The 11,512-nt window shown below is 70.4% G+C and carries 10 protein-coding genes; 6 read left to right on the top strand and 4 right to left on the bottom strand.

All coding sequences use genetic code 11. The annotated features are described in order from the left end of the window. The coding region (locus tag I0Q12_RS19935) for a purine-nucleoside phosphorylase (protein ID WP_197253856.1) at nucleotides 1-696 on the bottom strand (696 nt) is incomplete at its 3' end. A gap of 66 nt (nucleotides 697-762) precedes the next feature. Between I0Q12_RS19935 and I0Q12_RS19930 the strand changes: the two genes are divergently transcribed. Genes I0Q12_RS19930 through I0Q12_RS19920 form a run of 3 tightly spaced genes read left to right on the top strand, consistent with a single transcriptional unit; the run spans nucleotide 763 to nucleotide 3,778 of the window. Next, nucleotides 763-1,461, top strand: coding sequence for an enoyl-CoA hydratase/isomerase family protein (locus I0Q12_RS19930; protein WP_197253854.1), 699 nt, complete (start codon nucleotides 763-765; stop codon nucleotides 1,459-1,461). Nucleotides 1,462-1,499: 38 nt separating this feature from the next. Then, on the top strand, nucleotides 1,500-2,624 hold the full coding sequence (locus I0Q12_RS19925) for an amidohydrolase (RefSeq protein ID WP_197253852.1): 1,125 nt from the start codon (nucleotides 1,500-1,502) through the stop codon (nucleotides 2,622-2,624). Next, nucleotides 2,621-3,778 carry a M20 family metallopeptidase gene (locus I0Q12_RS19920; protein ID WP_197253849.1) on the top strand — a complete coding sequence of 386 codons (1,158 nt, stop codon included), beginning with the start codon at nucleotides 2,621-2,623 and terminating at the stop codon, nucleotides 3,776-3,778. The genes I0Q12_RS19925 and I0Q12_RS19920 overlap by 4 nt, the downstream gene beginning before the upstream one ends. 364 nt (nucleotides 3,779-4,142) lie before the next feature. Here I0Q12_RS19920 and I0Q12_RS19915 read toward each other — a convergent pair whose 3' ends face one another. Next, a complete protein-coding gene (locus I0Q12_RS19915) occupies nucleotides 4,143-4,613 on the bottom strand; it encodes a gamma-glutamylcyclotransferase (RefSeq protein WP_197253847.1) in 471 nt (156 codons plus the stop codon). Nucleotides 4,614-4,791: 178 nt separating this feature from the next. On the opposite strand from I0Q12_RS19915, the gene I0Q12_RS19910 reads away from it, so the two are divergent. After that, a complete protein-coding gene (locus I0Q12_RS19910; RefSeq protein WP_197253845.1) occupies nucleotides 4,792-6,189 on the top strand; it encodes an NAD(P)H-quinone dehydrogenase in 1,398 nt (465 codons plus the stop codon). Between the two features lie 186 nt (nucleotides 6,190-6,375). Next, entirely contained in the window at nucleotides 6,376-7,587 is a 1,212-nt protein-coding gene (locus I0Q12_RS19905) for a PLP-dependent aminotransferase family protein (protein WP_197253843.1), read from the top strand. On the opposite strand, the gene glpK is transcribed toward I0Q12_RS19905, so the two are convergent. Then, nucleotides 7,572-9,086, bottom strand: coding sequence for a glycerol kinase GlpK (glpK, locus tag I0Q12_RS19900; RefSeq protein ID WP_197253841.1), 1,515 nt, complete (start codon nucleotides 9,084-9,086; stop codon nucleotides 7,572-7,574). The two genes, I0Q12_RS19905 and glpK, sit on opposite strands and share 16 nt — an antisense overlap. Nucleotides 9,087-9,198: 112 nt before the next feature. Here glpK and I0Q12_RS19895 point away from each other — a divergent pair, with 112 nt between their 5' ends. Next, nucleotides 9,199-10,932, top strand: coding sequence for a glycerol-3-phosphate dehydrogenase/oxidase (locus I0Q12_RS19895; protein ID WP_197253839.1), 1,734 nt, complete (start codon nucleotides 9,199-9,201; stop codon nucleotides 10,930-10,932). A 24-nt stretch (nucleotides 10,933-10,956) separates the two neighbouring features. Here the strand turns inward: I0Q12_RS19895 and I0Q12_RS19890 are convergent, their stop codons facing one another. Then, nucleotides 10,957-11,505: a hypothetical protein gene (locus I0Q12_RS19890; protein ID WP_197253837.1), complete on the bottom strand. Its 549-nt coding sequence runs from the start codon at nucleotides 11,503-11,505 to the stop codon at nucleotides 10,957-10,959. Nucleotides 11,506-11,512 lie beyond the last annotated feature (7 nt).

The raw sequence follows: 11,512 nt of genomic DNA, 5'->3' as shown, positions 1-11,512 counted from the left end.
TCGCCGCGCGCGCCGCGGGAGCACGCGTGCTCCCGCGGCGCGCGCGGCGATCGTCTCGTGCACCGTGGACATGCCGACGAGGTCGGCGCCGAGGGTGCGCAGCATCCGGATCTCGGCCGGCGTCTCGTAGTGCGGGCCGGGCAGACCCGCGTACACCCCCTCCGCGAGCGAGGGGTCGATCTCGCGGGCGAGGCTGCGCAGGTCGGCGGAGTAGGCGTCGACGAGATCGACGAACTGGGCGCCGACCAGTGGCGACCGGCCGGTGAGATTGAGGTGGTCGGAGATGAGCACGGGTTCGCCGACCTTCAGATCCGGGCGGATGCCGCCGGCGGCGTTGGTGAGGATCACGGTGCGGGCGCCGGCCGCGACGGCGGTGCGCACCGGATGCACGACGCGGCTGAGGTCGTGGCCCTCGTAGGCGTGGATGCGCCCGGCCAGCAACAGCACCGGGGTCCGTCCGACGGTCATCGAATGGACGGTTCCGGGATGACCGGCCGCGGTCGGCGGGGTGAAGCCGGGCAGGTCGTTCATGGGTACGTCCGCGACGGTCGGCCCGAACCGTTCGACGGCGGCGCGCCATCCCGAGCCGAGCACCACGGCGACCGGGTGGGCGGCCACTCCGGTGCGCTCGGCGAGGACGGCGGCGGCCCGTCCGGCTTCGGCGGGGGGATCGAGGATGGCGTCGGCTGCTCCCATGGCGCATGACCCTAGTGCCAACCTGCTTGTTACTCGCGAGTAGCTATTGGGTCTATCCTCGTGTCCATGCCTTATCTCGAACGTGACGGCGACGTCTTCGTCCTGTACCTCGGCGACCGGGACCGGGAGGTCGACGAGAACCGCTTCCATCCCGACCGGCTGGCCGAGATCGGTGCGCTGCTCGACGAGGTGGAGGCGCACGACGGTCCCGCCGCACTCGTGACCGCCGCGACCGGAAAATTCTGGAGCAACGGCCTCGACACCGACTGGATCTTCGGGAATCTGCCCGACCTGCCCGGCTATCTCGACACCGTGCACGCGCTGTACGTGCGGATGCTGACCTTCCCCGCCGCGACCGTCGCCGCGATCCAGGGCCATGCGTTCGGCGCCGGCGCGATGCTCGCCCTCACCCACGACTTCGCGGTGATGCGCGCCGACCGCGGCTTCTGGTGCCTGCCCGAGGTGCAGCTCGGTATGCCGTTCACCGTCGGCATGTCCGCGCTGCTGCGCACCCGGCTGACCCCGGCCACCGCGGTCGAGGCCGTCACCACGAGCCGCCGTTACGGAGGCTCCGACGCGCTGGCCGCCGGGATCGTCGCGCAGGCCGTCGACGGGGACGCGGTCCTGGCCGCGGCGGTCGAGCGGGCGGCGGGACTGACCTCGACCCGTGGCGCGAACCTCGGCGTCGTCAAACGGGGCCTGCACGCGCCCCTCGTCGCCGCACTCGAGACGAAGACCGACGAGTCGAACTTCCGCTTCGGCTGACCGTTGGACCGGGCGGTCGGCATGACAGACTGGACGATGTGACGACCGAAGCGGACAGGGTGATCGAGGCGGCGTCCGACGAGCTCATCGCCCTCTCGCATTCGATCCACGCGGAACCGGAACTCGCGTTCGACGAGCACCACAGTGCCGCAAAGGTCGTCGAGGTCCTGCGCGCCGCGGGATTCGAGATCCGCACGGGGATCGCCGATCTCCCGACCGCGTTCGACGCCCGCTTCGGCAGCGGCGAACTCGTCGTCGTACTCGGCGCAGATTCCGACGACGAGTTCGCCGCTGCCGTCGGTGCCGGTCTCGGTCTCGCGTCCGTCGCCGATGCCCTGGGAGTCACCGTGCGGGTCATCGGAACCCCCGCCGAGGAGACCGGCGGGGGCAAGGTGCTCATGCTCGAGCGCGGGGTGTTCGACGACGTCGCCGCGGCGATGATGGTGCATCCGGGTCCCTTCGACATCACCGGTGCGACCTCCCTCGCGCTGGCGGACATCGCCGTCAGCTACGAAGGACGCGAGGCGCACGCGTCGGCGGCACCCGAGTACGGACGCAACGCCGCCGACGCCGCGACCGTCGCCCAGGTCGCGATCGGGTTGCTGCGTCAGCACCTCCTGCCGGGCCAGCAGATCCACGGCATCGTCAGCGACGGCGGCACGGCCCCGAACATCGTGCCCGCGCACACCGAGTTGCTGTACTACCTGCGCGCGACGACCGCGGAGTCGCTCGCCGACCTGTCCGAACGGGCCGGGAACTGCTTCGCGGCAGGGGCGCTCGCCGCCGGCTGCACCCACCGGATCCGGACGGTGTCACCCACCTACACCGAACTCACTCCCGACCCGTGGCTCGTACAGGCATATCGTGAGGTGATCATCGGCATGGGACGGGCGCCGCTGCCCGTCGAAGAGGAAGGATCGCGCCCGCTGGGCAGCACGGACATGGGAAACGTGACGAATGTTGTGCCGGGTATCCATCCGGTCATCGGACTCGATTCGGGTGGTGCGGTCACGCACCAGGCTGCTTTCGCGGCGGCGTGTATCACCGAGTCCGCGGATCGGGCGGTGCTCGACGGAGCCCGGGCGCTCGCGGCGACCGCGGCCCGCGTCGCGTCCGATGCCGGTCAGCGTGATCGCCTCCTCGAAGGGGTCGCGCGCCGATGAACCCCTATGTCGAGAAGTGGCTCGGTGACCACACCCAGGACCTCACCGCATGGCGTCGCCACATCCATGCGAACCCCGAACTGGCGCGCCAGGAGTACGCGACGACCGAGTTCGTCGCGGGGCACCTGTCCGCGGCCGGGCTTGAACCGAAGGTGCTGCCTCGCGGGACCGGCGTGATCTGCGATCTCGGGCCCACCACGGGACCGCGTATCGCCTTGCGCGCCGACATGGACGCCCTGCCGATGCAGGAGCTGACCGGACTGCCGTTCGCGTCCTCGGTCCCCGGTGTTTCGCACGCGTGCGGTCACGACGCCCACACCGCCGTCCTGCTCGGCACCGGACTCGCATTGGCCGAGGTCCCCGAGCTGCCCGTCGGAGTCCGGCTGGTGTTCCAGCCCGCCGAGGAGGTCATGCCGGGCGGTGCCCTGGACGTCGTCGCGGCCGGCGGTCTCGACGGGGTGTCCCGGATCTTCGCGCTGCACTGCGATCCGCGCCTCGAAGCGGGGAAGGTCGGGATGCGGGTCGGTGCGATCACCTCCGCCGCCGACACCGTCGAACTGGTGCTGGATTCGCCCGGTGGTCACACTTCGCGCCCGCACCTGACCGGCGATCTGGTCTACGGGCTCGGCACCGTCATCACCGGACTGCCCGGCATGCTCAGCCGCCGCATCGATCCCCGGACCGGCACCGTCATGGTCTGGGGTGCGGTCAGCGCGGGCAAGGCGCCGAACGCGATTCCGCGGACCGGGATGCTCGCCGGCACCGTGCGTACCGGCGACCACGAGACGTGGGAACTGCTCGAACCCATGGTGCGCGAGGTCGTCCACGGTCTGCTCGCACCGACCGGGGTCAGCTACGAACTGGACTATCGCCGGGGTGTGCCCCCGGTCGTCAACGACGAGGTCTCGGCGCGCATGTTCGAGGCCGCGATCCGGGCCACCGACCCGGACGCCCTGGCCGACACACCGCAATCCGGTGGCGGCGAGGACTTCTCGTGGTACCTCGAGCAGATCCCCGGGGCGATGGGCCGGCTCGGTGTGGGATTCGGGACCGGACCGGCGCTCGACATCCATCAGCCCACGTTCGACCTCGACGAGCGGGCGCTGCCGGTGGGGGTGCGGGTGATGACCAACCTCGTGCTCGGCGCAGGGTGAAACGGCTGGATGAGCTCAGCCTGCCGTTCAGCGCGCTCGACGCCGAAGCGGACGGCGACCATGCCCACACGGCGGTCGGAAAGGTGCAGCTCACCGCGCCGGGGCGCGGCACCGGCCGGATTCTGGTGCGACCTGAGCAGATCTCCGTCGAAGGGGCGGTGGAGAAGTCGTCGTTCACGTCCGCGACATCGCCTTCGGTGGTGCGCACAGCGAGGTGCGGGTCGACGGACCCGACATCACGATCCGCTCACTGCGCGGCGACGTCGACGACCTGCGCCCCGGGGACGCGGTGTCGGTTCGGGTGTGCCTGCCGGGCCCGTTCTACGCGGACTGACGGACCCCGGGCCTGACGGAACCCCGGCCCTCAGAACGCGTCGGGCCGGCCGGGTCCGACGTTGCGGCTGTTGCGGGTCCGCAGGTCCATCACGTAGTCGGAGGGGGCGCCCGCGATCTCCGCGGCATCGGCCATGACCCCGAGGTAGCGGGCGGACGGCAGGCCGCCCTCGTACGCGTCCACGACGTACAGCCACGCGAGAACCGGCCCGTCGGCGGTGTCCACACGCACCCGGATCTTGCGGTGGACGCCCAGTTCGGAGCCCTCCCAGCGGTCGAGGCTGCGCTCGTCCTCGTCCGGCACGTCGTAGAGCACCACGAAGACCTTCGAGTCCTCGTCCTCGACGACGGTCGCGAGGGCACCCTCCCACCCGAGGTCGGCGCCGCTGAACGTCAACCGCCAGCCGTGCAACCACCCGGTACCGGCCATCGGCGAGTGCGGGCAGCGCTGCAACATCTGCTCCGGATGCATGTTGGACCCGTAGGCGGCGTAGATCGGCACGTGCCTAAGGCTAATCGGTCACCGCCCGACGCAGGATTCGGGGCACTTGTCGCCGAGTCCGCGCGTCCGTATGCGCTGCCCGCGCCCGGTGGCATAGCGTTTATGAGGGCGAAGCGGTGACCCTGCACGCCCGGAAACCGGCCCGAGGACCATCTCGGAATCGATACAGAGGAGAAAAATGACCCGGATCGTGATCATCGGCGGTGGGCCTGCGGGCTACGAGGCTGCGCTGGTGGCGGCCCAGTACGGCGCGACGGTGTCACTGATCGATTCGGACGGGATCGGCGGCGCCTGTGTGCTGTTCGACTGTGTGCCGTCGAAGACCTTCATCGCGTCGACCGGGGTGCGCACCGACATGCGCCGCGCCGCGGACCTCGGCATCGAGCTCGAACGCGCCGCCGTCTCGCTGCCGCAGGTCCATGCCCGCGTCAAGGGACTCGCCCGTGCCCAGTCCGCCGACATCCGCACCAAGCTCGAGGCCGCCGGTGTGTCGATCTACTCGGGGCACGGCGAACTCATCGACCGCGAGGTCGGCATGGCGGCCCACCAGGTCCGCGCGAACCTGTTCACCGGCGACGAGAGGGTGCTCGACGCCGACGTCGTTCTCATCGCGACCGGCGCGAGCCCCCGCGTGCTGCCCGGTGCGGTGCCGGACGGTGAGCGCATCCTCACCTGGCGTCAGCTCTACGACCTCGACAAGCTGCCCGAGCACCTGGTCGTCGTCGGGTCCGGTGTCACCGGCGCCGAGTTCGTCTCCGCGTACACCGAAGTCGGCGTGCAGGTCACCCTGGTGTCGAGCCGTGACCGTGTGCTGCCGCACGAGGACGAGGATGCGGCGCTCGTGCTCGAGGACGCGTTCGCCGAGCGCGGTGTCACCCTCGTCAAGCACGCTCGCGCGGACGTGGTCGAACGCACCGAGGACGGGGTGCGCGTGCTGCTCGCCGACGGCCGGATCGTCGAGGGCAGCCACGCTCTCATGACCGTCGGTTCGATTCCCAACACGTCCGGTCTCGGCCTCGAGAAGATCGGGCTCGAGCTCGATCGCGGCGGCTACATCCCGGTCGACCGCGTGTCGCGCACCGCGGTGCCGGGCGTCTACGCCGCGGGTGACTGCACCGGTCTGCTGCCGCTCGCGTCGGTTGCCGCGATGCAGGGCCGCATCGCGATGTACCACGCGCTCGGTGAAGGCGTGAGCCCCATCAAGCTCAAAACCGTTGCGTCCGCCGTGTTCACGCGCCCGGAGATCGCCACGGTCGGTGTCAGCCAGGCCGCGATCGACAACGGCGAGGTCCCGGCGCGGACCGTGATGCTGCCGCTGAACACCAACCCGCGCGCGAAGATGGCGGGACTCAAGCGCGGTTTCGTGAAGATCTTCTGCCGTCCCGCGACCGGCGTGGTCATCGGTGGTGTCGTGGTCGCGTCGACGGCGTCGGAGCTGATCCTGCCGATCGCGATCGCCGTGCAGAACAACCTGTCGGTCAACGATCTCGCGGCGACCTTCTCGGTGTACCCGTCGCTGAGCGGGTCGATCACGGAGGCGGCGCGGCAGCTCATGCGGCACGACGATCTCGACTGATCGAGTCTCGTTCGACGGTGGCGCGTTTCACGATGTGAGACGGCGTGTTCACATGGTGGTGCCGTGATGAGGTAGGCTCTTCCCGGGTCGGTCGTACCCACGACCGCTCGTCACGGCATCCCTCCGCCCGCAGATCCGGACGCTCGGTGCTGCTTCGCTCACCACCCCTCTGCTCGTGGAGTACCCATGACACGTATCCGCGCCCGCCGTCTGGACGGGTTGACCAGTTCCGCCATCCGAGATCTGCTCGAAGTCACCGCCCGTCCCGAGGTGATCAGCCTCGCCGGCGGCCTGCCCGCCGCCGAGCTGCTGCCCACCGCGCGGCTCGCCGAGGCCGCCGCGTCCGCGCTCGCCGATCCCGCGACCGCCCAGTACACCGAGACCTGCGGGCTCGGGGACCTGCGCACGGTGATCGCCGCCCGCGAGAGCGGCCGCCTCGGCCGCACGGTGGATCCGCAGCAGGTCGTCGTCACCCACGGTTCGCAGCAGGCCCTGAGCCTGATCGCGCAGGCGCTGCTCGACCCGGGCGATCTCGTCGTCGTCGAGGAACCCGCGTATACCGGGGCGCTGCAGGTGTTCCGGGCCGCCGAGGCCACCCTCGCCTCCGTTCCCGTCGACGACGACGGCCTCGACACCGATGCGCTCGAGGAACTGCTCGTGCGCGGCGCGCGGCCGGTGCTCGTGCACACCGTCGCCACCTTCCACAATCCGCGCGGGGCGGTTCTGTCGGCGCCGCGGCGGGCGCACCTCGCGGCACTTGCCGATCGCTACGGATTCCGCATCGTCGAGGACGATCCGTACGGCGACCTGTGGTTCGGTACACCGCCTCCGGCGCCGGTCGCCTCCCACACGGACCGGGTGATCCGGCTGTCGAGCGCGTCGAAGATCATCGCCCCGGCGCTGCGGGTCGGCTGGCTGCTCGCCGACCGCGACGTGTGCGCGTCCGTGGAACTGCTCAAGCAGGGCGCGGATCTGTGCGGATCGTCGCTGACCCAGCGGATCGCCGCGGATCTGCTCGCCGACACCGCCTGGCTCGACGCCCATCTGACGACCCTGCGCGCCACCTACGGTGCCCGCGCGCACGCACTGGCCGCCGCTCTCACGGCCGAATTCGGTCCGGACGTGACGTATTCGCCGGTGCGGGGCGGCATGTTCACCTGGTCGTCGCTGCCCACCGTGGTTCCGGCCGCCGAATTGCTCCCTGTCGCAGCGGATCTCGGTGTCGCCTTCGTTCCGGGTGATGCGTTCGCGGTGGCAGGCGACCACACGCACTCCGTGAGGCTGTGTTTCGCCACCTCCGCGGAGGACGAACTCGCCGAGGCCGTCCGGCGCCTGGGCGCGGCGGTGCGGACCGCCGAGGGCGCCCGCCCGCCGGCCCGGGCTCAGGCCCAGTCGTAGGTTCGTTCGACCGCCTTGTTCCACTCGCCGTACAGGCGCTCGCGTTCCGTCTCGTCGAGTGCGGGCTCCCAGGTGTCGCCGACCGCCCAGTTGCGGCGGATGTCGTCCTCGCCCTCCCAGAATCCGACGGCGAGACCGGCCGCGTAGGCCGCGCCGAGCGCGGTGGTCTCCGCGACCACCGGACGCACCACCGGCACCCCGAGGATGTCGGCTTGGAACTGCATCAGGGTGCGGTTGACGACCATGCCGCCGTCGACCTTGAGGGTGCTCAGATCGACCCCGGAATCCGCGCGCATCGCCTCGATGACCTCGCGGGTCTGGTACGCGGTCGCCTCCAGGGCGGCACGCGCCAGGTGGCCCTTGTTGACGAACCGGGTCAGACCCGCGATGACGCCGCGGGCGTCGGGGCGCCAGCGGGGCGCGAACAGCCCGGAGAACGCCGGCACGAAGTAGGCGCCGCCGTTGTCGGGGACGGTCGCGGCGAGGTCCTCGATCTCCGCTGCGGAGCGGATGATTCCGAGATTGTCGCGCAGCCACTGCACGAGCGATCCGGTCACCGCGACGGATCCTTCGAGCGCGTACACCGCCGGAGCGTCACCGATCCGGTAGCAGACCGTCGTGAGCAGGCCGTGCTCGCTGCGCACCGGCGTGGTGCCGGTGTTGAGCAGCAGGAAGTTTCCGGTGCCGTAGGTGTTCTTCGCCTCGCCGGGCGACAGGCACGCCTGCCCGAAGGTGGCGGCCTGCTGGTCGCCGAGGATGCCCGCGACCGGAACCCCCGCGAGCGGACCGCGTTCGCGTGCGTAGCCGTACACCTCGGACGAACTGCGGATCTCCGGCAGCATCGACATCGGGATCCCGAAGTCCGCGCAGATCTGCGGATCCCATTGCAGCGTCCGGAGATTCATCAGCATCGTGCGCGAGGCGTTGGTGACGTCGGTGACGTGCACACCCGGTTCCTGCGTGCCGTTGCCGACGCCGCCGGTCAGATTCCACACGATCCAGCTGTCCACGGTGCCGAACGCCAGCTGCCCGGCCTCCGCCTTCTCTCGGGCGCCTTCGACGTTGTCGAGGATCCAGCGCACCTTCGGGCCCGAAAAGTACGTCGACAGAGGCAGTCCCGTCGCCTCGCGGTACCGGTCGACGCCGGCGTCCCCGGCGAGTTCGCCGATGAGCCGATCCGTGCGGGTGTCCTGCCACACGATCGCGTTGTACACCGGCTTGCCGGTGGTGCGGTCCCACACCACGGCGGTCTCACGCTGATTCGTGATGCCGATCGCGACGACCGAGCCGCGCGGCAGGTCGGCCTTCGCCAGCGCCAGGGCTGCGACCTCGCGGGTGTTCGTCCACAGCGTCTCGGGGTCGTGTTCGACCCATCCCGAGCGCGGGAAGATCTGTTCGTGCTCGGTCTGCGCGACCGAGACGATGCGGCCGTCGTGGTCGAACAGGATGCAGCGGCTCGACGTGGTGCCCTGGTCGATCGCAGCGATGTACTGATTCACGGCGGCCTCGCTCGAAATCGGTGGTCGGGAAGGTTGCGTCCGGGTCAGCGGTACGAGGGCAAAACTACTAGCCTGGGTCCGGATACGTCGACGAGGCACAGGGAGTGGCGCGGTGACCAACCAAGCGGGTGTGCAGATCCTCGGGCCCGAGCAGCGCCGCGAGGCGTGGCAGCGACTGGGTTCCGAACAGTTCGATGTGGTCGTCATCGGTGGAGGCGTGGTCGGTGCCGGTGCCGCACTGGACGCCGCGACCCGCGGGTTGCGGGTCGCCCTCGTCGAGGCACGGGATTTCGCCTCGGGCACCTCGAGCCGGTCGTCGAAGATGTTCCACGGCGGGCTGCGCTATCTCGAACAGCTCGAGTTCGGTCTGGTCCGGGAAGCGCTGCGCGAGCGGGAACTGTCGCTGACGACGCTCGCCCCGCACTTGGTCAAGCCGCTCGAGTTCCTGTTCCCGCTCACCCACCGGGTCTGGGAGCGGCCGTACATCGCCGCCGGGATCTTCCTCTACGACCGGATGGGCGGGGCGAAGTCCGTACCCGCGCAGAAACACCTGACCCGGTCGGGGGCACTGCGCATGGCGCCGGGTCTCAAGCGGTCGTCGCTCATCGGCGGGATCCGCTACTACGACACGGTCGTCGACGACGCTCGGCACACGATGACGGTGGCGCGGACGGCGGCGCACTACGGCGCGGTCGTGCGTACGTCGACGCAGGTGGTCGGGTTCCTGCGGGAAGCGGACCGGGTGTCGGGTGTACAGGTGCGCGATTCCGAGGACGGAACCGTCACCGAGGTCAAGGCACACGTGGTGATCAACGCGACGGGGGTGTGGACCGACGAGATCCAGGCGCTGTCGCGGCAGCGCGGCCGGTTCCGGGTGCGTGCCTCGAAGGGCGTGCACATCGTGGTGCCCCGCGACCGCATCGTCGCCGATTCCGCGATCATCCTGCGCACCGAGAAGTCGGTGCTGTTCGTCATCCCGTGGGGCAACCACTGGATCATCGGCACCACCGACACCGACTGGAATCTCGATCTCGCGCACCCCGCGGCGACGAAGGCCGACATCGACTACATCCTCGACCACGTCAACGAGGTTCTCGTCACCCCGCTCACCCCCGAGGACATCGACGGGGTGTACGCGGGTCTGCGTCCGCTGCTCGCGGGACAGCTTCGAGGTCTCGTCGCTCTCCCCCGCGAGCATGCGGTCGCGCGCGTGGCGCCCGGGCTGGTGGCGATCGCCGGCGGCAAGTACACCACCTACCGCGTCATGGCCGAGGACGCCGTCGATCTGGCCGCCGAGGACATTCCGTCGCGCATCGCGCCGTCGATCACCGAGAGGGTGCCGCTGGTGGGCGCCGACGGGTACTTCGCGCTCGTGAACCAGACGATGCACCTCGCCGATCGGTACCGGGTGCACCCGTACCGGATCAAGCATCTGCTCGACCGGTACGGCTCGCTCGTCGAGGAGGTGCTCGCCCACGCCGACGGCAAACCCGAACTGCTGCAACCTCTCACCGATGCGCCGCAGTACCTGCAGGTCGAGGTCGTCTACGGAGCCGCCGCCGAAGGCGCGCTGCACCTCGAGGACCTGCTCGCGCGGCGCACCCGGATCTCCATCGAGTATCCGCACCGCGGGGTGCACTGCGCCGAGCAGGTCGCGCGGCTCGTCGCTCCGATCCTGGGCTGGGACACGGAGACGGTGGATCGGGAGATCAGCACGTACCGCGCGCGGGTCGACGCCGAGGTCCGGTCGCAGAGCCGACCCGACGACGAGTCCGCGGACGCGTTGCGCGCGGCGGCACCCGAGGCCCGCGCCGAGATCCTCGAACCGGTGCCGGTCTGGGGCTGACCACCGGGAACCGTCACAGCCCGCTCACAGCTCGGCGAGCAGGTCCTTCCAGAACGCCTTCACATCGTCCGCGGAATCCGGGGACGGAAGCCGGTTGTGCGCGACCGCGATCCGGCTCCTGCCGGGGCCGCTCTCACCGATGGTGACCTCGACGCGGGTGCCGTCGTCGAGCGCGCAGCGCCAGTATCGCCACTTCGGCGTCGTGGAGGTCGTCGGGTCGCCGGCGAGATCCCGGCCGGCGAGGCGGGTACGGCCGCCGACCAGAGCGGTCCACGCCGCGAGCGCGTCGTCCGGTGATCCGTCGACGGTGCGGCTCGCGGCGGCGGAGAAGGTTCCGTCCGACTGCTGGCCGGGAACGCGCCGGCCGATGTGCTGTTCGTAGGCGACGGTGACGGACTGGGCCCACCATCCCGCGTTCGCGACGCCGAGCGAATCGAGTTCACGTTGCACGTGCGGGGCGATGTCCCGGTGATCCAGCTCGGCTGCGCCGAGTTCGTCGAGCCGACGGACCCACTGTTCCCACGGCCGGGAGGTGCTGCGCTCGATGGCGGTGACGTTGGCGGGCGCGGTCATGGCTCCG

Origin of the sequence: Rhodococcus sp. CX, from assembly GCF_015865005.1 — a bacterium.
Taxonomy (GTDB): Bacteria; Actinomycetota; Actinomycetes; order Mycobacteriales; family Mycobacteriaceae; genus Rhodococcus.
Note: the sequence above shows the minus strand (reverse complement) of the source record. Positions and strands in the feature narration are given on the sequence as shown.